Annotated in this window: 18 protein-coding genes and 1 pseudogene; 13 read left to right on the plus strand and 6 right to left on the minus strand. The window is 39.7% G+C overall.

Going from position 1 to position 22,912, the window contains the following annotated elements; translation table 11 throughout:
• The 3 genes and pseudogenes from AACU98_RS09835 to AACU98_RS09845 form a co-directional block, all read left to right on the plus strand.
• Nucleotides 1-416, plus strand: a pseudogene (locus AACU98_RS09835) (hypothetical protein); the annotation flags it as partial.
• The gene (locus AACU98_RS09840; protein ID WP_161735873.1) at nucleotides 331-750 is read left to right on the plus strand and encodes a hypothetical protein; all 420 of its coding nucleotides are present in this window, start codon (nucleotides 331-333) and stop codon (nucleotides 748-750) included. The pseudogene AACU98_RS09835 and the gene AACU98_RS09840, both read left to right, overlap by 86 nt.
• Before the next feature lie 83 nt (nucleotides 751-833).
• A complete protein-coding gene (locus AACU98_RS09845) occupies nucleotides 834-1,796 on the plus strand; it encodes a hypothetical protein (protein ID WP_049194410.1) in 963 nt (320 codons plus the stop codon).
• Nucleotides 1,797-1,933: 137 nt separating this feature from the next.
• On the opposite strand, the gene AACU98_RS18445 is transcribed toward AACU98_RS09845, so the two are convergent.
• The 4 genes from AACU98_RS18445 to asnS all read right to left on the minus strand — a co-directional run bounded on the left by AACU98_RS18445 (nucleotide 1,934) and on the right by asnS (nucleotide 6,621).
• Nucleotides 1,934-2,116, minus strand: coding sequence for a type II toxin -antitoxin system TacA 1-like antitoxin (locus AACU98_RS18445; RefSeq protein ID WP_208945646.1), 183 nt, complete (start codon nucleotides 2,114-2,116; stop codon nucleotides 1,934-1,936).
• A 104-nt stretch (nucleotides 2,117-2,220) separates the two neighbouring features.
• Nucleotides 2,221-3,411, minus strand: coding sequence for an amino acid aminotransferase (locus tag AACU98_RS09850; protein WP_012367734.1), 1,191 nt, complete (start codon nucleotides 3,409-3,411; stop codon nucleotides 2,221-2,223).
• 352 nt (nucleotides 3,412-3,763) lie between these two features.
• Entirely contained in the window at nucleotides 3,764-4,879 is a 1,116-nt protein-coding gene (locus AACU98_RS09855) for a porin (protein WP_004247675.1), read from the minus strand.
• A 341-nt stretch (nucleotides 4,880-5,220) separates the two neighbouring features.
• Nucleotides 5,221-6,621, minus strand: a complete 1,401-nt coding sequence (gene asnS / locus AACU98_RS09860; RefSeq protein WP_004244664.1) for an asparagine--tRNA ligase — start codon at nucleotides 6,619-6,621, stop codon at nucleotides 5,221-5,223.
• A 73-nt stretch (nucleotides 6,622-6,694) separates the two neighbouring features.
• Here asnS and AACU98_RS09865 point away from each other — a divergent pair, with 73 nt between their 5' ends.
• Nucleotides 6,695-6,886 (plus strand): hypothetical protein, encoded by a 192-nt coding sequence (locus tag AACU98_RS09865; protein ID WP_017827340.1) that lies wholly within the window; start codon nucleotides 6,695-6,697, stop codon nucleotides 6,884-6,886.
• Nucleotides 6,887-6,900: 14 nt separating this feature from the next.
• Here the strand turns inward: AACU98_RS09865 and pncB are convergent, their stop codons facing one another.
• Nucleotides 6,901-8,115 carry a nicotinate phosphoribosyltransferase gene (gene pncB / locus AACU98_RS09870; RefSeq protein ID WP_115286666.1) on the minus strand — a complete coding sequence of 405 codons (1,215 nt, stop codon included), beginning with the start codon at nucleotides 8,113-8,115 and terminating at the stop codon, nucleotides 6,901-6,903.
• A 341-nt stretch (nucleotides 8,116-8,456) separates the two neighbouring features.
• On the opposite strand from pncB, the gene pepN reads away from it, so the two are divergent.
• The 3 genes from pepN to AACU98_RS09885 all read left to right on the plus strand — a co-directional run bounded on the left by pepN (nucleotide 8,457) and on the right by AACU98_RS09885 (nucleotide 13,052).
• On the plus strand, nucleotides 8,457-11,072 hold the full coding sequence (gene pepN, locus AACU98_RS09875; RefSeq protein ID WP_094960024.1) for an aminopeptidase N: 2,616 nt from the start codon (nucleotides 8,457-8,459) through the stop codon (nucleotides 11,070-11,072).
• 203 nt (nucleotides 11,073-11,275) lie between these two features.
• Nucleotides 11,276-12,286 (plus strand): quinone-dependent dihydroorotate dehydrogenase, encoded by a 1,011-nt coding sequence (gene pyrD, locus AACU98_RS09880; RefSeq protein ID WP_161735875.1) that lies wholly within the window; start codon nucleotides 11,276-11,278, stop codon nucleotides 12,284-12,286.
• Between the two features lie 214 nt (nucleotides 12,287-12,500).
• Complete coding sequence (locus AACU98_RS09885; protein ID WP_012367736.1) at nucleotides 12,501-13,052, plus strand: cell division protein ZapC; 552 nt, start codon at nucleotides 12,501-12,503, stop codon at nucleotides 13,050-13,052.
• 266 nt (nucleotides 13,053-13,318) lie between these two features.
• Here AACU98_RS09885 and AACU98_RS09890 read toward each other — a convergent pair whose 3' ends face one another.
• Nucleotides 13,319-14,461, minus strand: coding sequence for a YcbX family protein (locus AACU98_RS09890; RefSeq protein WP_004244672.1), 1,143 nt, complete (start codon nucleotides 14,459-14,461; stop codon nucleotides 13,319-13,321).
• Between the two features lie 109 nt (nucleotides 14,462-14,570).
• Between AACU98_RS09890 and rlmKL the strand changes: the two genes are divergently transcribed.
• From rlmKL to AACU98_RS09920, 6 genes are all read left to right on the plus strand, one after another.
• Nucleotides 14,571-16,685: a bifunctional 23S rRNA (guanine(2069)-N(7))-methyltransferase RlmK/23S rRNA (guanine(2445)-N(2))-methyltransferase RlmL gene (gene rlmKL / locus AACU98_RS09895; RefSeq protein ID WP_004247681.1), complete on the plus strand. Its 2,115-nt coding sequence runs from the start codon at nucleotides 14,571-14,573 to the stop codon at nucleotides 16,683-16,685.
• A gap of 6 nt (nucleotides 16,686-16,691) precedes the next feature.
• Nucleotides 16,692-18,623, plus strand: coding sequence for an ABC transporter ATP-binding protein (locus AACU98_RS09900; RefSeq protein ID WP_004244674.1), 1,932 nt, complete (start codon nucleotides 16,692-16,694; stop codon nucleotides 18,621-18,623).
• Nucleotides 18,624-18,715: 92 nt separating this feature from the next.
• Complete coding sequence (gene pqiA / locus AACU98_RS09905) at nucleotides 18,716-20,005, plus strand: membrane integrity-associated transporter subunit PqiA (RefSeq protein WP_004247682.1); 1,290 nt, start codon at nucleotides 18,716-18,718, stop codon at nucleotides 20,003-20,005.
• Nucleotides 19,998-21,650, plus strand: coding sequence for an intermembrane transport protein PqiB (pqiB, locus tag AACU98_RS09910; RefSeq protein WP_060555344.1), 1,653 nt, complete (start codon nucleotides 19,998-20,000; stop codon nucleotides 21,648-21,650). Before pqiA ends, pqiB begins: the two co-directional genes overlap by 8 nt.
• Nucleotides 21,650-22,222, plus strand: a complete 573-nt coding sequence (pqiC, locus tag AACU98_RS09915; protein ID WP_004244677.1) for a membrane integrity-associated transporter subunit PqiC — start codon at nucleotides 21,650-21,652, stop codon at nucleotides 22,220-22,222. The genes pqiB and pqiC overlap by 1 nt, the downstream gene beginning before the upstream one ends.
• An 87-nt stretch (nucleotides 22,223-22,309) precedes the next feature.
• Nucleotides 22,310-22,714: an ASCH domain-containing protein gene (locus AACU98_RS09920; protein WP_004244678.1), complete on the plus strand. Its 405-nt coding sequence runs from the start codon at nucleotides 22,310-22,312 to the stop codon at nucleotides 22,712-22,714.
• Nucleotides 22,715-22,912: the final 198 nt, after the last annotated feature.

Raw genomic sequence — 22,912 nt, forward strand, 5'->3', positions numbered from 1 at the left:
ATCAGCATCACTATGATGTGCTGGGTAATATCACTCGCACCGAGTTGCCCCATCAACGGGCATTTGAATACCTGTATTACGGCTCTGGGCATTTACAACAAACGCAATGGCGAGATAATGAGCAACTGACGGTATTGGCGGAATATCAACGAGACCGTTTACACCGAGAAACGTTGCGCACCAGTGGCGCCTTAGACAATGAAACGGGCTATGACTGTCGGGGACGTATTACGCACCAAGTGGCGCGTCAAATGAATGCCTCACAGTTTGTGACCCCGGTGATAGACCGTCGTTATCGTTGGGATAAACGCAATCAACTTATCGAGCGCAGTGTCAGTTATGGTCAAACGGGCGAGTTTTTTACCGCCGGACATTGGTACTACCACAGTTATCTGTACGACCCACTGGGCAGTTGACAGCGCATTTAGGGTCGGTACACAAACCGAACACTTTCTGTATGATGCAGCAGCCAATTTACTGACTCGTCCGCACACCGAAGCACCGCATAACCAAGTACAAGGCAGTGATAAATTTGATTATCGCTACGACGGTTTTGGTCGCATGGTATCGCGCTATGAAAAAGGCAGTAGCTCGGGGCAACGTTATCACTATGACAGTGACCACCGCATTATCGCGGTGGATATCGACCAAGGGCCCTTAGGGTATCAGCGAGCGGAATACCGCTACGATATCTTAGGGCGCCGGATTGAAAACGGTTATGGAAAGCCAGTGCGATTGCCAATACAATGACCTATCACCAACATGAGCCGGATAAAGTGTACAAAAGGTTCTAGATGAGATCCTATAACAACTGAAAAAGGGAAAGAAAGATAATGGAGTATATAACTAATAAACATTGGGCCAAATATATCAAGGGATATATTTTTACTGGTTGTGCAATCCGAGATAAAAATATTGTGTACTTTTGTTTGCGCAAAGATATTCCATACGAAAAGGCTCGAAACTTATGGAACAGCGAAATCCCCTCACAGTTATTATGTATTTATTTAGACACACCAGATGACCCGATTGATTATATTAGAATTGAAGGGTTCGATAATCCTAAAGTAGGTATTTGTTTAAAACCGAAAGAACAAGGGATGCTTGCATCTAGAGGCGATGGTGGGTTTGTCAAGTGTATGGGCAGTGGATCTAAATTTCCGCTAGAAAAAGTTATGCCAGAAAAAGAAGCTTTTCCGATAAATATTAAATGTATTGATGGTTATGCCTACTATGTTGGCCCAGGAAGAGATATTTATAAACGAATCGATATTGGTCAGTGGCAACAGATACAAAATGGTATTCCAGAGAGTAAATTCAATACAGATATGGGGTTTGATGATCTCGATGGTTTCTCTGAGCAGGATATGTATGCCGTTGGCGGTGCAGGTGATGTTTGGCATTATAATGGCGAAATCTGGATCCCTTGTGGTTTTCCCTCTAATGAGCAATTAAGTGCAGTATTGTGTGCCCCTGATGGTTATGTGTATATCGGCGGTGAAGGGGGCAGTTTATGGCGAGGGCGTGAATACCAATGGGAAAAACTTTATCACGGCAGTTCGGCTATTTTACTGAATCAGTTACGCTGGTTTGAAGATAAAGTATGGGCATGTGATGACTATCGCTTACAGTGTTGGAATGGTAAAGAAATGATCCGTCCCAAGGATGGTGATAAAAATGTTATCGCCTCAGGTCATATGGATGTCCGCGATGGGATTTTAGTTGTAGCTGATGATTATAATGTTGATCTGTATGATGGAACCGCTTGGCATAAGATAGTGAGACCTTATAAATAATAGGATTATTGTGAACATCAAGGCCTTATTGGAACTTACCCCTCCAGAGTTCTAAAGCCTTTTCACCGGAGGAAAAACCTCCAGCATATGGCCTATTTTGAGTGGTTCAGGTGCTGTCAGTTTCAATGTCATTCCTCTTAAGGGGATTTAGACATCACTGTTTTTCGTAATGTTTCGTTGCTTACAAGTGTTGCATCAAGTGGGTTGATAAATTCCTGATAAACTTCGGAATTAACATTTATGACTCGCAGATCTGTCAGTGTTTCTTCGGCTGAACGTCGAACGGCTTTCAAAACAAATTCAGTATGGTTTTTTCCCACAGCACGAATAAAACAATAAAAAACCCAACAACATATCTAATTAAACGCTGTTGGGTTATAAAACGTGTTATCTAACTGTATGCTTTAAAACGATGAAAAAGCCATTAAAGTACAGCGACAATGGCTTCACACAATGGAACCATATTTTCCAGTGTTAAGCCTGCGACATTAATACGACCAGAGCCGACAATATAAATACCATATTCAGCACGTAGACGTTCAACTTGCTCTTTATTAAGGCCACTAAATGAGAACATACCATTTTGGTCAATAATAAAGCTGAAATCTTGTTTTGCGCCTTTTTCTTGTAAGGTTGTCACCAACAGTTGGCGCATACGCTGAATGCGCTCACGCATTGTGGTGAGCTCTTCAATCCACTCTTCTTTTAACTCTGGGTTAGATAAAATAGTGGTCACCACAGATGCACCATGTGCCGGTGGATTAGAGTAGTTTGCGCGAATAATCGCTTTGGCTTGGCTAAATGCTTTCTCAGCAGTATCGCTCTCTTTTGCGACAATAGTGCAAGCACCTACACGCTCATTATAAAGGCCAAAGTTTTTTGAATATGAGCTTGCAACAATCAGCTCAGGATTGCTTTCAGCAAATAGGCGTAAGCCTTGCGCGTCTTCTTCAAGACCATTAGCAAAACCTTGGTAAGCAAAGTCAAATACTGGTAACCAACCTTTCTCTGCGGATAAGGCAGCCAATTGACGCCATTGCTCTAACGTTGGGTCAATACCACTTGGGTTATGGCAACATCCGTGGAACAGCACAACATCACCTGCTTGTGCATTTTGTAGGCTGGCTAGCATACCTTCAAAATCTAAACCGTGGCTTTCGGCATCATAATAATCATATTGGCAAATCTCTAAGCCTGCAGTCTGAAAAATATTATTATGGTTGGGCCAAGTCGGGTTACTTATCCATACACGTTTAGCATTAGTTTGCTGAGCAATAAAGTCCGCAGCAATACGTAATGCCCCAGTACCACCCGGAGCTTGTGCTGTACGTGCACGTTTTTCTGTGATGATAGGGTGTTGTTCACCAAACAACAGTGCTTGAGTGACCGCACCAAACTCAGGAATACCGCTAATAGGAAGATAATTTTTAGTGGATTCGTTTTCTAATAAATATTTTTCTGCTTTTTTAACGGTGGTGAGTACAGGTGTTTTACCTGTTTCATCCTTATAAACACCAATCCCTAAGTTAATTTTGTTTTCACGAGTATCAGAACGGAAACTATCAGCTAAACCCAGAATAGGATCGGCTGGTGCAGCAATGATTTTCTCAAACATAGTGTAATTATTCCCTAAGCTCAAAACGAAGCCGAATTATGAGTAACAAGAGTAACGCTATAGAATCGGTTTGCCAACAGTTTGTAGAGAAATTAGCAAGAAGTTGTGAACTAAGTGAGAATAAATAGCAAAACAAGATGTAAATAAGTAAATCTTTCGTGATTACATTAACATGTAAATATAACCACTAAAAATAACCAACAGTTTAGTATAATAAACTGTTTATCTTAGTATTAGAAAAGGAGGAACAGAAAAGCGAGCAATATAAATAGGATAGGCAAATAAAAAAGCAACACCGAAGTGTTGCTTTTCAAATCAATTAACTTGACTGTTTAATTACCTTAAAGGGTAATTAGAACTGATAAGTCAGACCTAAACCAACTACGTTGTCAGTTGCAACGCCGTTAGCTTTAGTGAAGTCATCTTCATCTAACAGGTTGATTTTGTAATCAACAACTGCAGTCATGTTTTTGTTAAATTTGTAGAAAGAACCTACAGAGATATATTTAACTAAATCATGGTTATTGTCTTTCAGACCGCCAACACCATTATTCAGATCTTTACCTTTAGATTGAACATAACCTAAAGATGGTTTGATACCTAAATCAGCAAAGTCATACTGTGCAGTTAACTCGATATTTTGAGTTTTGTTTGCAATTGCACCGTCACCATAGTAGTTCATGTTACGGGTTTCACCGTACATTGCTGCTAAGTAAACATTGTTAGCTTCGAATTTACCACCAACGTTCCATGCTTCAGCACGTTTACCAGTAGCATCACTCTTATGTTCTTGCCAGTTAGTACGAGCAGAACTTGAGTAACCACCACCCAGTGTTACGCCCCAGCCTAAGTTATAAGCTGTAGAGAAACCAAAACCGTCGCCATTTGCTTCAGCGTTGTCTTTACGTTTATTGTTGGTGTTTTCGTTATTTTTGCCTTGATATTGCAGAGCAAAGCTTAAACCATCAACATAACCGAACATATCGGTGTTACGGTAAGTTAATACGCCAGTAGTACGGCTAGTCATATAAACGTCAGTTTGCGCCATGGAGTCACCACCCCATAAAGGCAGAACGTCAGTCCATGCGTTGGTGTCATAAATTACACCGTAGTTACGACCGTAATCTAAAGAACCGAAGTCAGCAAATTTCAGACCAGCATATGCTAGACGAGTTTTGGCTTTGTTCTCGCCTTCAGTAGTGTTTGTTTTAACTTCGTATTCAAAACGACCGAAACCAGTTAAATCTTTATTGATTTGAGTTTCGCCTTTGAAACCGATACGTGCACGAGAAGCGTCACCGCTTTCATGATCGCCTTTAGTATCAGCATCAGCGAAGTAATGACGAACGTCAACTTTACCGTAGATATCTACTTTGTTGCCGTCTTTGTTGTACATTTCAGCTGCGTTTGCTGCACCAGCAAACATTAAAGCTGGGATTACCACTGCAAGAATATTGCGCTTCATCATTATTATTACCCTCATTGGTGTTATTCAGACACCTTTGCCACTGCCAGAAATAGTTTCTTAATTTTTATGGAACTATTTATGAGAGTTAAGTGTCGTCTGTGTCGGGTGACAGTGTTCCATTGGTAAAAAATTTTATCTACCCCGAATTTGCTACAAAATCGAAAAAAGTGTAACAAATTGTAACAATGTATTTCAAAGTGTGTATTTGGGGGAACTTTTCCATCAAATTGTAGCCATGCATAAAAAAAGCCAACCCTGAGGTTGGCTTCTGGTATAACTAAAGTTAGTACAATTAATCAGCAACACAAATGTTTTTTGTTGGCTGCTAATTAATCAAACTATTAGAAATCGACATTTCTTGGTGTACGTGGGAATGGGATCACTTCACGAATATTTGTGACGCCAGTCACATAAGCAACTAAGCGTTCAAAGCCGAGACCAAAACCAGAGTGTGGTACTGTGCCATAACGGCGTAAATCACGATACCACCAGTAGTCTTCTTTATTCATACCCATCTCAGCTAAACGTTTATCAAACATCTCTAAACGTTCTTCACGTTGAGAACCACCAATGATTTCACCGATACCTGGTGCTAACACATCCATTGCCGCAACTGTTTTACCGTCTTCATTCATACGCATATAGAATGCTTTGATATCTTTCGGGTAGTTCTTCACAACCACAGGGGCTTTAAAGTGTTTCTCAGCAAGATAGCGCTCATGCTCGGAGGAGAGGTCAACACCCCAATAAACTGGGTTTTCAAATTTCTGGCCGCAATTTTCTAACACAGTAATCGCATCTGTGTAGTCAATTTGTGCGAAATCAGAAGCGATAAAGTGCTCTAAACGTGTAATGGCTTCTTTATCAACGCGTTGAGCAAAAAACTCCATATCATCTCTGCGCTCAGCTAACACGGCAGAAAAGGCATATTTCAGCATTTTTTCTGCTAATCCGGCGATATCATTCAGATCAGCAAAAGCCACTTCAGGTTCAACCATCCAGAATTCAGCTAAGTGACGACTAGTATTTGAATTCTCAGCGCGGAAAGTTGGGCCGAAAGTATAGACTTTACTTAATGCAGAGGCATAAGTTTCGCCGTTTAATTGTCCTGATACGGTTAAGAAAGCTTCGCGACCAAAAAAGTCTTCGCTAAAATCAACTTCACCTTTATCAGTACGTGGCAGGTTGTTCATATCTAAGGTAGAGACACGGAACATTTCACCCGCACCTTCGGTATCCGCCGCCGTAATTAATGGCGTAGAAACCCAGAAAAAGCCTTGCTCATCGAAGAAACGATGTAGTGCTTGTGCCAAGGTATGGCGAACACGTGCAACAGCACCAATTAAGTTTGTGCGTGGACGAAGATGAGCAACTTCACGCAGATACTCAACGCTGTGACGTTTAGCGGCCATCGGATAAGTTTCCGGATCATCAACCATTCCTACTACCACAACTTTGGTCGCATGAATTTCAAAGTTCTGACCTTGACCCGGAGATTCAACAATTTTACCGGTGACTTCCACAGAGCAACCTGTGGTTAAGTGCAGCACTTCATCTTGATAATTCGGTAAATTATTATTAATGATGGCCTGTACTGGATTAAAGCAGGAACCGTCATAGACGGTAAGGAATGAGATACCAGCTTTTGAATCTCTTCTTGTACGTACCCAACCGCGAACGGTGACGTCTTCGCCAACCGCGATACGGCCTTGCAGTACGTCGACTACAGGCGCAACGATCATAAATAAATCTCTCTTCGTTTAATTAAAATAATTGTTTAGTAAATTCATTCTGCCCCTGTCGGACAGTTTTTCTATGTTACTTGCAATAGCGCAGGAAACAAGTAGGAAATTTCAGTTTAAAGAGGGAATCAGCAAGAGAAAAGCCTTTATAGAAAATATTTTGCTAAAAATAGGTAAAATCAGTCGAATAGTGGGGGTGATAGCAAAAAGAAAGGGCAATATTGGCCCTTTCTTTATAGATAGAATAGATAGAGTGAATAGATAGCGATTTAATCTTTATTAACAAGCTTGCCTAACAAGAGGAACATCAAAGGCTTTACGTAACTTGTCGACAAACTCATCATCTTCACAAATGGTTTTACCTGGACTATCCGATAATTTAGCAACAGGTTTACCATTACACTCCACCAGCTTAATCACAATATTAAGAGGTGTAATATTCGGAATATTACAAGTCAATCTGGTGCCGATACCAAAAATTAAGCGGATACGCTTATGGAAATGCTTATAAAGTACTAAGGCTTTCTGAAAGTCGAGGCTATCAGAGAATACCAATACTTTACTCATCGGATCGATACCGAGCTTTTCATAATGAGCAATGGCTTTTTCACCCCATTCAATCGGATCACCTGAGTCATGACGTAACCCTTGATAACGGCTGGCGAATGGCATATCAAAGTCACGTAAGAATGCATCCATAGTGATACAATCAGTGAGTGCAATACCGAGTTGATCTGGGTATTCATCTAACCATGATTGCAATGCAGCCCGTTGACTATTGGCAAGCTCGGGACTAATTTGCTGATGTGCTTGGAACCATTCATGGGCTTGTGTGCCTACGGGTGCCAGTTGCATACGCTCAGCAAAATGATAGTTACTGGTGCCGATAAGATAAGGGAAATGATTTTTTAATTCATCGACAATGGCACGTTGCACATCATAAGAAAAGCGACGACGAGTACCAAAATCCATCAATTTGAAATCCGCTAAATCAATCTGTTGTTCAGCCGCATCACGATAGAAAATATCGATAAGTTTGCGTAATTGAATAACAGCGTCATCAGCGCTGATTTGTGGCGAACGAGCACGATGGACAATTTCACTCACCAATGCTAACAAAGGAACTTCCCATAAAATAACTTCACGCCAAGGGCCTGTTATCTTAATTGTCAATTGATTGTCAGCAGTGGTCGCGATATGCACTTGCTCGGGTTTAAAGCGAAAATGTTTAAACCATTGCAGATAGTCATTTTTAAAGAAAGGCAGGCTTTGAAGATAGCCAAACTCTTCATTAGTTAATGACAAGTCTGCCATCATATCCACTTGATGGCGTAAGGTTGTTGCATATTCACCTAGACGTTCATCACTCCGGCAGCGGAATTCAGCAACGACAGGAATATCACTATAATGATGGTAAACCGCCTGTTGCATGTGGAGCTTGTATGCATCGGTATCCAACAGTGATGTAATAATCGGTGTAGCGTCTAAAATCATAGCGCGTCAAGCATCCTCACGGAGCGTTTTTATGTCAGCTAAATCGTTAAGGTTGGAGAGTATACCCGAATATGATGATAATGCGTCACTATTCGTTAATATTTCTCTGCGACATAAAAACAAGCTGTAAATCTCTATTGAGTTTACCACGTTAAACATAATTTGGGAGTATGTTAGCATCAATTAGCAAATAAATTAGTTACACATATTAATATTCCATTAACATTCTATTGACTTTTAATGTGCTCAATTGAATATTCGACTAGCTAAACCGTTTTTTGACGAGTAAGCTTTGGTTATATAACCGTAAAATAGTCGTGTTAACTAAAAGGCTTTTTTCTATGACACAACAAAGAATTGCTAAATATCGTAAAGATTACCGCGCCCCAGATTACACCATCACTGATTTGCATCTTGATTTTATCTTAGATAAAGAAAAAACACAGGTTACTGCTATTAGCCAATGCAAGCGCTTAGCGACAACGGTAACGCCGTTGGTGTTAGATGGGGAAGATTTAACATTAAAATCTATTTTTGTTAATGATGTTGCTTGGACACACTATAAAGAAGAAAACGGCAAACTCATCATTGACCAATTGCCTGAACAATTTACGTTAAAAATTGTTAATGAGATTAACCCATCAGCTAATACCGCTTTAGAAGGGTTATATGTTTCTGGCGATGCACTATGTACACAGTGTGAAGCGGAAGGTTTCCGTCATATTACTTATTATTTAGATAGACCGGATGTTTTAGCGCGCTATACCACCACGATCACTGCAGATAAAAAACAGTATCCTTATCTATTATCTAATGGTAACCGTGTTGCACAAGGTGATCTTGAAGATGGTCGTCACTGGGTGACTTGGGAAGATCCGCATCCTAAACCAAGTTATCTCTTTGCATTAGTGGCGGGAGACTTTGATGTATTACGCGATACATTTAACACTAAAAGTGGTCGTGAAGTTGCTTTAGAGCTATTTGTCGATAAAGGTAATCTTGATCGTGCTGATTGGGCGATGACATCACTAAAAAATGCCATGAAATGGGATGAGTCACGCTTTAATTTAGAATACGATCTCGATATCTATATGATAGTCGCTGTTGATTTCTTTAATATGGGGGCAATGGAGAATAAAGGGCTTAATGTCTTTAACTCTAAATATGTTCTTGCTAAAAGCGAAACAGCAACAGACAAAGATTATTTAGGGATTGAATCTGTTATTGGCCATGAATATTTCCATAACTGGACAGGTAACCGAATTACTTGCCGTGACTGGTTCCAATTAAGCTTAAAAGAGGGATTAACGGTTTTCCGTGATCAAGAATTTAGCTCTGATTTAGGCTCTCGCTCAGTTAATCGTATCAATAACGTGCGTGTTATGCGTACAGCACAGTTTGCCGAAGATGCAAGCCCAATGGCTCATCCAATTCGTCCAGATAGTGTAATTGAAATGAATAACTTCTATACCTTAACGGTATATGAAAAAGGGGCGGAAGTGATCCGTATGATCCACACGCTACTCGGTGAAGAGAAATTCCAAGCGGGTATGCAGATGTATATTCATCGTCACGATGGTAGTGCAGCGACCTGTGATGATTTTGTACAAGCGATGGAAGATGCCTCTAATGTTGACCTGACTTTATTCCGTCGTTGGTATAGCCAATCAGGTACACCGGTATTGACTGTACGTGATAGCTATGACGCACAAAAACAGCAATATACATTAACCGTCAGCCAAATGACGCCACCAACGGCAGATCAGGCGGAAAAACAAGTTCTACATATTCCGTTAGATATTGAATTATATAATCAACAAGGGGAGGTTATCCCTTTACGTTCACAAGGTCAGCCGGTTTCTAATGTATTAAATGTGGTGAGAGAAGAGCAGCAGTTTATTTTTGATGATGTTGCTCAACAGCCAATTCCTTCATTATTGCGAGAATTCTCTGCGCCAGTAAAACTTGATTATCCTTTTACGGATGAGCAACTCTCATTCTTAATGAAACATGCACGTAATGCTTTTTCTCGTTGGGATGCGGCGCAATCTTTATTAGGGCGTTATATTAAAGAAAACGTTTCGCGTGTTCAAAAAGGGCAACCATTAATTTTACCTGAAATGGTGATTGATGCTTTCCGTGCTGTATTGCTTGATAAAGATATCGATCCTGCCTTGGCGGCACTTATTCTGACATTACCTACCGATGTTGAAGCGGGCGAAGCTTTTGCTATTATCGATCCTATTGCTATTCATCAGGCCTTAGGTTTTATTCGTAAAACTTTAGCCACTGAAATGGCTGATGAGTTCTCTGCGGTTTATCACTCAATGCATATCGGTGCTTACCGTGTCGATCATGGTGATATTGCTAAACGTGATTTACGCAATGTCTGCTTGGGTTATTTAGCCGTTGAAAACCAGCAAACGGGTAATCAATTGGTTGAAGCGCAATATCACAATAGCGACAATATGACCGATGCACTCGCGGCCTTAAATGCCGCAGTAATGGCACAATTACCTTGTAAAGAGGCACTATTACAAGAGTTTGATGATAAATGGCATCAAGATGGCTTGGTAATGGATAAGTGGTTTAGCTTACAAGCAATGAGTCCGGCAACTGATGTATTACAAACAGTACGCAGTTTGCTATCACATCGCTCTTTTACTTTAGCTAACCCAAATCGTACTCGTGCTTTAATCGGTGCGTTTGTGAATAATAACCCTGTAGCTTTCCATGCAGAAGATGGCTCAGGTTATTTATTATTGACAGAAATTCTGACTGACTTAAATAGCCGAAATCCACAGGTTGCATCTCGTCTTATTGAGCCGTTTATTCGTTTGAAACGCTATGATGCTAATCGCCAAGAGAAAATGCGTGCCGAGTTATTAAAGCTAAAAGCCCTTGATAACTTATCAGGTGATTTATATGAGAAAATCACTAAAGCATTAGCGGATTAACACTATATCGCTATCACTAAGTAAGTGATAAGAAGGTATTAAGTTAGCATGATAATTAGATCCCCAGCATATTCTGGGGATTTTTTATGGTGAATTGTGCAATTGAAACGTTTACTTTTCGTGCTTTTATCTATATGATGCTCGACGCTTAAATCGTCGTAGACATATCATTCCTAATACCCGATATTCTCAATGGAGATCGTATGTATTATTCCTTAGTAAGGAAGGCATTGTTTCGGCTAGATCCTGAACGTGCCCATGATTTTACCTTTCGTCAGTTAAAACGCTTATCTCATTCCCCATTTCAATTTCTTATTCAACAATCACTTCCTGCCAAACCCGTTTCTTGTATGGGACTTTCATTTAAAAATCCTCTCGGTCTTGCCGCCGGCCTTGATAAAAATGGTGATTGCATTGATGCTTTAGGGGCAATGGGTTTTGGCTTTATTGAAGTGGGTACTGTTACACCACGAGCACAAGTAGGTAATGACAAACCGCGTCTCTTTCGCTTAGTAGAAGCTGAAGGCTTAATTAATCGAATGGGGTTTAATAATTTAGGGGTTGATAACCTAATAGAGAATGTAAAACAATCTCAATATGGTGGTGTGCTGGGTATTAATATCGGTAAAAATAAAGATACCCCCGTAGAGCAAGGAAAAGATGATTACTTAATCTGTATGGAAAAAGTTTACCCTTATGCAGGTTATATTGCGATTAACATCTCTTCACCTAACACCCCCGGCTTACGGACACTCCAATATGGTGAAGTATTAGACGATTTATTATCTGCGATTAAAAATAAACAACTTGAGTTACAAGGGAAATATCAAAAATATGTGCCTGTGGCCGTTAAAATTGCCCCTGATCTTACTCATGAAGAATTAATCCAAGTTGCAGATAGCTTAGTGCGTCACCATATTGATGGCGTAATTGCGACCAATACAACATTAGACAAATCATTAGTGAGTGGATTAGATCACTGCAATGAAGCCGGTGGATTAAGCGGTCGTCCGGTTCAATCAAAAAGTACACAAATCATTCGACAACTAAATGAAGAGTTAAAAGGCGCTTTACCTATTATTGGGGTAGGGGGGATTGATTCATTGACTGCCGCACGCGAAAAAATGGATGCAGGTGCTTCTTTAATACAAGTCTATTCAGGATTCATTTATCATGGTCCTGCACTTATAAAATCTATAATTAATCATATTTAATTACATTCAATAATCAGTTAAGGGCTTTTCTTCTGCCCTTAACTCGTTTATATTGCCTCTAGTTGATTATTTTTTATTAAATGGCAGTGATTGTGCTTAATTAATAAAAAAATGAACCCTGTTTTTGTTAGGTGGTATTAAATATTTTATTTAGGTTATTTAATATTGAGTATCAGAGAAAAAAGCAGGTAATAAATCGAAGGGGGAATAATTAGTGATAATAAAACCCGATGATCGCTGGCGTTGGTATTTTGATGACGAGCAACAAAAGTTGATGCTCGATTTAGCTAATGGAATGATTTTTCGTAGTCGCTTTCCAAGTAAAATGCTAAGTGCAACTGCTCATCAATCATCACCTTTTACTGTTGATGATGCTGCTCTTTATTATGGATATGATGAGCAAATCCGCCAGATTGATATGCCTTCTGAGTCGCGAGCAGAATTAGCGTTAAACGCATTAATAGCCCATCGTTTTTTAAAGCCATTAATGCCTAAGAGCTGGTATTTTGAAGTGAGTCATTCATCAACCCGCCCTTATTTAGCTCAAGTGGTGGAAACCGCATTGAAAGATAGCAATGAAAAAGTGCTTTTTTTAGTGGCGGAAGTGGGAGAGCAAGCCTGTTTATGCTTATTAGCCCAGCCTCAGTTAGCATTATTTGATAGAACACTAACGTTTTGTGATCCACTAAAAATCATGAATGATCGGTTAAGTGAATATCATAAACAGTCTGAGCCAAGATCGTTTTTGTACGAAAAAGTCATCTAATAAAAGAGTAAAAAGGACTTACTCTTTTATTTTCACTTATTGTTTATAATATGCTAAAAACAATTGGCCTTAAACAACACTTCCTAAAATCAAATCTGCATTATTCTCTTTTTGCAACAAATTTATAAAAGTAAATAAAGTGAGTTTATAGTTAATTTAAAATTGAGTTATTGATGAGATGATTCTTAATCAGCAGAGCAGATCATGCAAAATAAAAAGAAGATAAGGACAGTTTACCTTCTTTTTATTTGTGATAAAGATAAGCGTTATTTTTTATTAAGTGAAAGTTTTACATTGCCTTTAGGAACACAACTACATGCGAGTATTCTGCCAGAACGTTTTATGGCACCTGCTTTTAATGCATTGACATCACCTTCATCTAATTGAATAACACAAGAGCCACAAATCCCCGCACGACAACTATAGGGAATAGCATAACCGTGATTTTCCAGTTGCTCTAACAACACCTCTTGATTATTCCCGGCAAAGCTGATGCCATTAAATTCAATAGTGACAGCTTGTTTTGGCTCTTGAGCGGAGGCTGCTGTAACCGCATTGTCAGTTGCCGGTTCGGTTGTTTGCTCTGTTGTTTGTAAATAAGATTTCGCTTCTTTATAAGCTAATATTTCAACTTTATCCCCAACACGAATAATACCTGATTGGCGAATGATAATATTTTGACCAAAATCCACATCGCCTTTTTCATCTGTACGGAATGTTTGCAGTGTTGCTAACGGTTCTGTGGTAGGATGCTTAATGCCTTTATCGATACTGATAGTGGTCATAATGCAGCGGCTGCAAGGCTTGACTAAGTCCATGACGACAGAGCCAATACGGATTGTTTGCCAGCTATCTTCTGCAAAAGGTTTTGCACCTGTGATGATGATATTACCGCGAAATTGCTCAATATTGATTGAAGCTGGGCAACGCTGTTGCAGAGACTGAAATGAGGCTTCATTAATCAATAGATAAGGGTAACCGTCAGCGAAAGAAACCGCGGTTTCAGGAGATTTTTTTACTCGACGTGTTGATTTTTCACCCGTCCAGCGAAGTTGTACATCCATGCCTAAATAGCGGCTGAACCATTGATTTATTTCATCTGGGGCAACATAAGCGGTAAAATGATTTCCCCACACTTCAGTTGGTTGTAATGAAGATTGAAAATCCTGATAAGTAATGGCAATTCCTTCACCATCGGGTGCTTGAATATAAATACCATTTGTCATTACAGTGGGAATAAAACACAGCAACAAAGGGTATTTACGTGCGGTGATAAATGTCCCCTCAGGGGTCGTTATCATAAAATCACGATCAAACGTGAAGCCGCTTTCACGGGCAAAGGCTTGAGAAAGACGAGTCCCTTTCATTGATTTTACAGGGTGTATATAAAGGCGTGATACGTTGATCATCAGTGCTCCCAAAAAGGTTTTATTATTTTTTTATCGTCAGTAACTTTATGACAACGTAATACAATTAGCTATAATGCCCAACAATTTTATTTTAGGTGGTAACAATATTATGCGCTCTCTGTTTGCCAGCACAGGCCGAGGTCTGGAAGAATTATTAAAAACTGAACTTGAACACCTTGGTGCCCAGTCTTGCCAGATTACGCAAGGTGGTGTCTATTTCCGTGCTGATGATAAAACCATGTATCAGTCTTTGCTCTGGAGCCGTTTAGCTTCTCGCATCATGCTTCCGCTAAATGAATTTAATGTCTACAGTGATCTAGATTTATACCTTGGTGTGCAAGCAATTGATTGGAGCGAAGTATTTACAGTTAATCATACTTTTGCTATTCACTTTAATGGCACTAATGATGTGATCCGTAATAGCCAATATGGTGCATTAAAAGCGAAAGATGCTATCGTCGATTCATTCCAACGTAAAATAGGACAACGACCGGATGTTGCTAAGCAATCACCGGATATTCGTTTAACTATACATCTACATAAAGAAAAAGCGTCATTATCTTTAGATCTCAGTGGCGATGGATTACATCAACGTGGTTATCGTGACTTAACAGGGCAAGCACCGCTAAAAGAGAATCTAGCCGCAGCGATTATTATGCGTTCAGGTTGGAAAACCGATACACCATTAATTGATCCTATGTGTGGCTCAGGTACTTTACTTATTGAAGCAGCAATGATGGCGACGGATTGTGCCCCCGCTTTAAATCGAGTCCATTGGGGTTTTCGTCATTGGTTAGGACATAATGAAGCGCTATGGAAAGAAGTCACTCATGAAGCATTTGCCCGCTTCCGTGAAGGTAAAAAGAATACTCAAGCGCGTTTTTATGGTTTCGATGTGGATAAACGTGTATTAGATATGGCAAGAGCCAACGCACGTCGTGCGGATGTGGCCGATTTAATTACTTTTACCCAAGGTGATGCAGCAAAACTGACTAATCCAGTATCCACGGGTGTTAAAGGGACGATTATTAGTAACCCGCCTTATGGTGAACGTTTAGAAAGTGAACCCGCACTCATTGCCTTACATAGCCAGTTAGGACGAGCGGTAAAAGCCCATTTCCCAGGATGGCGATTATCACTTTTTAGTGCTTCTCCTGAATTGTTAAGCTGTATTCAGTTACGTGCTGAGCGTGAATTTAAAGCTAAAAATGGCCCGTTAGATTGTGTACAAAAAAACTATTTATTATCAGAAACACCTTCGACGATTAATACACGACTGGCGGAAGATTTTGCTAACCGTTTACGTAAAAATGAGAAAAAACTCGCAAAATGGGCAAAACAACAGCAAATTGAGTGTTATCGCTTATATGATGCTGATTTACCAGAATATAATGTTGCGGTAGATCGCTATGGCGAAAAAGTGGTGATCCAAGAGTATGCACCTCCAAAAACCATTAATGAACATAAAGCACGCCAGCGTTTATTTGATGTGATTAGTGCCACCATGGAGGTTTTGGCATTACGCTCTGATCAACTAATTTTAAAAACTCGTCAACGCCAAAAAGGTAAACAACAATATGAAAAAATGGCAGAGAAAGGGGATTTCTTTTTAGTTGATGAGTTTGGTGCCAAATTCTGGGTGAATTTAACCGACTATCTCGATACTGGACTGTTTTTAGATCACCGCATTGCACGCAAAATGTTAGGTGAAATGAGCAAAGGAAAAGACTTTTTAAATCTCTTTGCTTATACCGGTAGCGCGTCAGTCCATGCTGGGTTGGGGGGAGCTAAAAGTACCACAACAGTAGATATGTCACGAACTTATCTTGAATGGGCTGAGAAAAACTTTCAAGCAAATGGATTATCAGGTAGACAACATCGTTTAATGCAGGCGGATTGCTTACAGTGGCTAAGCCAAAGTAATGAACAGTTTGATGTGATTTTTATCGATCCTCCGACGTTCTCTAATTCAAAACGCATGGAAAATACCTTTGATGTACAACGTGATCATATTGAATTAATGAAACATCTAAAGCGTTTATTAAGAAAAGGCGGAACAATTATGTTCTCAAATAATAAACGTGGTTTCAAAATGGATCATGAAGCATTAGCGAATATTGGGTTAACAGCAAAAGAGATAACACAAAAAACGTTATCGCAAGATTTTGCACGTAACCGCCAAATCCACAATTGCTGGCTATTAAATCATGCTGGTGAGGAATAATTTACAATGCCGTTAATTAGTTTGACTGGGGCTTATTTAGCGTTTAGTGATGCCCCTTTATTAGATAATACAGACTTGTTTATTGATGAAAATGAACGCGTTTGTTTAGTCGGTCGCAATGGTGCCGGAAAATCGACCCTATTAAGAGTGTTAGCCAAAGAGCAGCCCTTAGATGATGGGCAAGTGGTGTATGAACAAGATCTGGTGACTGCACGTTTACAACAAGATCCCCCCAGAGATATCGAAGGCACCATTTTTGATTTTGTCGCGCAAGGCGTTGCAGAAGATGCGCAATATATTACCGAATATCATCGTGTTTCAAAGGTAATAGAAACGGACCCTTCTGAAAAAAATCTTAATCGATTAGCTCAGTTACAAGAAGTGCTCGATAACCGTAATCTCTGGTTATTAGATAGCCGTATTGCTGAAGTACTGGAAAAATTAGGGTTAAATGGCGAAGCTGAGCTTTCCTCACTTTCTGGTGGATGGTTAAGAAAAGCCGCATTAGGGCGCGCATTAGTGAGCGCACCGAAAGTGCTCTTTTTGGATGAGCCCACCAACCATCTAGATATAGAAACTATCTTATGGTTAGAGAAATTCTTAAAGGATTTCCAAGGTAGCATTGTCTTTATTTCCCATGACCGATCATTTATTCGTAATATGGCAACCCGCATTATTGATTTAGATCGCGGAAAACTATCCTCATGGCCGGGAAATTACGATAAATATCTGGAAAGTAAAGAAGAAGCATTGCGTGTTGAAGAGCAACAAAATGCTGAGTTTGACCGGAAATTAGCGCAAGAAGAAGCATGGATACGTCAAGGGATCAAAGCTCGCCGGACTCGTAATGAAGGTCGTGTACGGGCATTAAAAGCATTGCGAGTTGAACGAAGTGAACGTCGCGAAGTATTAGGTAGTGCTCGTATGCAGGTCGAAGAAGCAACGCGCTCAGGTAAAATTGTGTTTGAATTAGAAGATGTTAATTATAGCATCGGTACGCGTAGGCTCGTTCGGGACTTCTCTGCAAAAGTACAACGAGGAGATAAAATTGCCTTAGTTGGCCCTAATGGTTGTGGTAAAACCACACTACTCAAATTGATGTTAGGGGATTTAAAAGCAGATAGTGGTCGTATTCATTGCGGCACTAAATTAGAAGTTGCTTATTTTGATCAACACCGTGCCACACTTGATCCTGATAAAACAGTGATGGATAACCTTGCAGAAGGTAAGCAAGAGGTGATGGTAAATGGTCGTCCTCGTCATGTTTTAGGTTATTTGCAAGATTTCTTATTTCCACCAAAACGTGCCATGACACCTGTTAGAGCACTTTCGGGGGGCGAAAGAAATCGTCTATTGCTTGCTCGTTTGTTCTTAAAACCAAGCAATTTACTTATTCTTGATGAACCAACTAATGATCTTGATGTTGAAACATTAGAACTATTAGAAGAGCTGGTGGATGCTTATCAAGGCACTGTGTTGTTGGTTAGCCATGATCGTGAATTTGTTGATAATAGTGTTACGGAGTGTTGGATCTTTGAAGGTGATGGCGTAATCAATAGCTATGTTGGTGGCTATTATGATGCGCAGCAGCAGCGGGCACAGTCTGTTTCTCTTAAAAATGAAGCGAATAAGTCACGTAATGCACCAGAAAAAACTGAAAAAGAGACTAAACCAAAACAGAACGCCAAAAAGGCTACACGAAGTAACAATAAGTTAAGCTATCATTTGATCCGCGAGCTTGAACAACTGCCCGCTAAACTGGAACGTTTAGAAGAGGAATTAGGTTGTTTACAAGAAGAAGTGGCTGCAGCTGATTTCTTTACACGTCCTCATGAAGAGACAGAAAAAGTGCTAAAAGCATTAGCTGATAAGGAAAATGAACTTGAAACAGCTTTTGATAGATGGCAAGAGTTGGAGATGATGCAAAACGGTGAATAACGTATGCCAACTCATAACGGGGCATAATGCCCCGTTTTAGTCTCTATACTTATTGTTGTTTATTGATTATCAAATAAATGAGAGGTGCCGTTGTGTGTTCGGGTCAACATTCTTGTCATGAAGAACAACATGAGCAAATATTGTGCCCTCAGTGCGATCTGGTAGTGAGTGTTCCTGAATTAGCCCAAGGAACCAAGGCGACCTGTCCACGTTGTCACACTTTGCTAACAGCACGTTGGCGACAACCTTTTTATCAGCCAGTAGCCTTGGCGATTAGTGCATTATTTATGTTATTAATGGCTTGCCAATTTACTTTTGTCAGTATGGAAGTGGCAGGAATTACCAATAACATTACTTTAATGCAGATCCCAAATGTGATGTTTAGCGAAAATTATGTTGAGCTAGGCGCTTTCTTTTTACTCTTTGTACAAGTGGTTCCTGCTTTCTGCATGATAGCTATTTTACTGCTTTGTACACCCATTAAGCTGCCAAGAAAATTACAAATTTGGCTATCACGAATTCTTTTCCAATTAAAATCGTGGTGTATGGCAGAGATTTTTTTAGCCGGTATTTTAGTCAGTTTTGTCAAGTTAATGGCGTATGGTGATATCGGCTTAGGGTTAAGCTTCCTACCTTATGTACTTTACTGCTTATTACAAATTCGTGCATTTCAATGTTTAGATCGCCATACATTATGGGAAAAACTAGAATCGCGACCCGCTTATCCTAAAATTGAATCAGGTAAAACAGGTTTAAAGCAAGGAGTAAGATTATGTCGTTCTTGCACTGCTATTTTACCGGCTGATCAATATGAATGTAGTCGTTGTGAAGTAAAAGGGTATGCGAGAAAACCTCATAGTTTGCAATGGACGCTCTCTTTCTTAATTACTTCTTTAATTCTTTATATTCCGGCTAACCTATTGCCGATTATGGTGACGGAGTCGCTGGGTAATAATCTTTACTCAACCATAATGGCTGGGGTTATCTTACTTTGGGAAGATGGCTCATATCCTGTGGCAATGGTTATTTTTATTGCCAGTATTATGGTACCTAGTTTAAAAATGGTGGCTATCGGTTGGTTATGTTGGGATGCACATAAAGCCAAAGGAAAACGTGATCCGGCGAGAATGCACTTTCTCTATGAAGTGGTCGAATATGTAGGGCGTTGGTCAATGATTGACGTTTTTGTTATCGCTGTTTTAGCTTCATTAGTCAGAATGGGACGTCTGATGAGTATCTATCCCGATTTTGGTGTAGTGCTATTTGCATTGGTTGTCGTATTAACGATGTTCTCTGCAATGATGTTTGATCCTCGGTTAACATGGGATAAATGTACTGCCGATGATGATAAACCCATGATTAAGGAGCCTAAGGGTGACTGAAAAGAACGATACTGCTTTAACACAAGCAAAAATTAATAAACTGAAAAGCTGGTCTCCAGTTTGGATAATACCTCTTGTTACGTTATTGATAGGAGCTTGGATACTTTATTATCATTTCAGTCATCAAGGTCCTGAAGTCACATTAATAACCTATAATGCTGATGGTATTGAAGCAGGTAAAACTAAAATAAAGAGCCGTAGTGTTGATATTGGCCTAGTCGAAAGTGTGACATTAGATAGTAATTTTAGTCGAGTGATCATCAAAGCTCGTCTCGATAATGAAATGAAAGAGCTACTGCGTGCTGATACCGCTTTTTGGGTGGTTAAACCACAAGTGGGAAAAGAAGGTGTCACTGGTTTAGGTACTCTACTCTCAGGTGCTTATATTGAGCTACAACCCGGTTTAACAGGCAAAGAGCAGGATGAATTTAATTTATTGGACTCTCCGCCACTGGCCTCTCCGGATGCAAAGGGGATACGCATTAATTTAGTCAGTGAAAGAGCAGGCCAGCTTAATGCAGGTGATCCGGTATTATTTAGGGGTTATCAAGTCGGCTCGGTTGAGACGAGTGAATTTAATATTGAAAGCCGAGATATGCACTACCAGCTTTTTATCAAAGCACCTTATGACAAAATGGTCACGTCGAATGTTCGTTTCTGGAAAGATTCAGGCATTGCATTTGATATGTCATCATCAGGGGTTCGTGTTGAAATGGCTTCGCTTTCCACACTGTTTAGCGGTGGGGTGAGTTTTGATGTGCCTACGGGGTGGTTACCTGGTGAAGCTATAGCCCCTAAAACAGAATTTAAACTTTATGATAACGAAAAGAGTATTCAAAATTCGTTATATACCGATTACCGTAGCTATATTATGTTTTTCTCTGATTCTATAAGAGGATTACAAGCCGGAGCGCCAGTTGAGTTCCGTGGTATTAGAATGGGTACGGTTGTTCAAGTACCCTATTACACCCAAGAAATGCAACAATCGTTAGATAAAGATTTCCGTATTCCTGTGCTTATCCATGTTGAGCCGGAACGTTTTGCGAATGATGTAGGTGAAAGTTTTGATTTCGTAAAAGAGCTTTCTTCTGCTGCTGAAAATGGATTAAGAGCATCGTTAAAATCAGGCAATCTATTAACAGGTGCGCTGTATATTGATCTGGACTTTTATCAAGATGTTGAACCTTGGAAAGGGCCACAAACTGTTGCAGGATTACCACAAATACCCACAGTCAGTTCTGGTTTAACGCAAATTCAGCAAAAAGTGATGACTTCATTGGATAAGATCAACAATCTTCCTGTTGAGCCAATGTTGAAAGAGATGACTGCGACATTAACCGAAAGTCAAAAAGCGGTTGCTGAAGCGAAGGAAACTCTGAAATCATTAAATGCTATGATTGGTAGTGATGACTTCCAAAAACTGCCTAATGATATTCAACAGTCATTAAAAGAGATCAATCGCAGTATGCAAGGTTTCCAACCTGGCTCACCGGCATACAGTAAAATGGTTGATAATATGCAACGCTTAGATCAAGTGCTCAGAGAGATGCAACCGCTATTGAAGACCTTAAACAATAAGAGCAACGCATTAATTTTTGAAGCACAACAAGGTAAAGATCCTGAACCAAAGAGGGCTGAAAAATAATGAAATATATTATTGGGATCGCGGTATTGATGCTGACGGCTTGTTCAAGTGTGCCTGATAAAGCTTATTATCAATTACCTGATGTTTATCAAGGTGCAAATAATAAGGTTGTTACAACCACTGAGAGCGCAAAGCAAGATCAGATTTGGGTTCAGCCTATCCGTTTATCTGATATGTTAGTTAACACGGGCATTGTCTATCAAACCAGTGATATCAATTATACCGTTGCTAACCAACATTTGTGGATAAACCCGCTTGATCAACAGCTACAGCAAAATCTGGTTGTGGGATTAGCAAAAGAATTCCCTAATCGAGTGGTTTCGACACAACCTATTGAAGATAAACTTGCTAAATTGACTGTCAATGTTAATTATTTTCAAGGTCGATATGACGGCAAAGTGATTATTGCTGGTGATTGGATCTACACTCAAGGCAATAAAGTGATTAGTCAGCCTTTTTCTGTCGCGTTAACACAAACGGAAGATGGCTATCCGGCTCTGGTACGTACGCTAGGGGAAGGATGGCAGAATGTCGTCGCTGAGATCGCAAAAACAATTAAATCACAATATTAATTGTTTTATACAGTAATATAGGAATAACCAATGCCTGACTAAAATCAGGTGTTGGTTTTTTATTCGAGATAACGAGAGAAAAATCTCATGCTGGAATTGATAAAAAAGAAATACCCTACAGCGATTTGTTGGTCTTTCGGGGATAATCCGCAGCTTGCTGATGAACTTGCACAACTTGTCGTTGAAAGAAAAAAAACAGCAACATGTAGCTCATTAAGTGGTTTTTTTAGTGATCCAGTCACGCCAACAATTGGTGGTTACAATATTATTTTAAATAGCCATGGGGTTCCTATTTGTGTTATCAGAACACGCTCTTTAACATTGGTACGTTTTTCTGAAGTCACAGAACAGTTAGCGCGTAAAGAAGGTGAGGGTGATCTAAGCTTGTCATATTGGCAACAAGGACATAAAGAATTCTTTATGCGAGAAGGCACCTACTCTCCAGATATGGAATTAATATTTGAAGAATTTGAGTTAATAGAGGTTTTTTAGTTAACAGGCTTCATATTTGTCGATAACTTAAGTTATATCATTAATGTTGCTATGGTTATTTGGCATAAATTTTATTTTTACTACTGTGAATAGTAGAAAATAGGCAATTCTAATAGGATTGTTATATTGACATAAATTGAAAAAAATCGATTATTTATTTTCAAGAGATTGTTTTTATTATTTAGGTCAGAAATCGGA

Source organism: Proteus sp. G4380, from assembly GCF_963885725.1.
GTDB classification, from domain to species: Bacteria; Pseudomonadota; Gammaproteobacteria; order Enterobacterales; family Enterobacteriaceae; genus Proteus; species Proteus mirabilis.

Coding starts and splice junctions, on each gene's coding strand:
- AACU98_RS09845 (WP_049194410.1), top strand. CDS start 834: ATGGAGTATATAACTAATAAACATTGGGCCAAATATATCAAGGGATAT.
- AACU98_RS09850 (WP_012367734.1), bottom strand. CDS start 3,411: ATGTTTGAGAAAATCATTGCTGCACCAGCCGATCCTATTCTGGGTTTA.
- AACU98_RS09855 (WP_004247675.1), bottom strand. CDS start 4,879: ATGATGAAGCGCAATATTCTTGCAGTGGTAATCCCAGCTTTAATGTTT.
- asnS (WP_004244664.1), bottom strand. CDS start 6,621: ATGATCGTTGCGCCTGTAGTCGACGTACTGCAAGGCCGTATCGCGGTT.
- AACU98_RS09865 (WP_017827340.1), top strand. CDS start 6,695: ATGTTACTTGCAATAGCGCAGGAAACAAGTAGGAAATTTCAGTTTAAA.
- pncB (WP_115286666.1), bottom strand. CDS start 8,115: ATGATTTTAGACGCTACACCGATTATTACATCACTGTTGGATACCGAT.
- pepN (WP_094960024.1), top strand. CDS start 8,457: ATGACACAACAAAGAATTGCTAAATATCGTAAAGATTACCGCGCCCCA.
- pyrD (WP_161735875.1), top strand. CDS start 11,276: ATGTATTATTCCTTAGTAAGGAAGGCATTGTTTCGGCTAGATCCTGAA.
- AACU98_RS09890 (WP_004244672.1), bottom strand. CDS start 14,461: ATGATCAACGTATCACGCCTTTATATACACCCTGTAAAATCAATGAAA.
- rlmKL (WP_004247681.1), top strand. CDS start 14,571: ATGCGCTCTCTGTTTGCCAGCACAGGCCGAGGTCTGGAAGAATTATTA.
- AACU98_RS09900 (WP_004244674.1), top strand. CDS start 16,692: ATGCCGTTAATTAGTTTGACTGGGGCTTATTTAGCGTTTAGTGATGCC.
- pqiC (WP_004244677.1), top strand. CDS start 21,650: ATGAAATATATTATTGGGATCGCGGTATTGATGCTGACGGCTTGTTCA.
- AACU98_RS09920 (WP_004244678.1), top strand. CDS start 22,310: ATGCTGGAATTGATAAAAAAGAAATACCCTACAGCGATTTGTTGGTCT.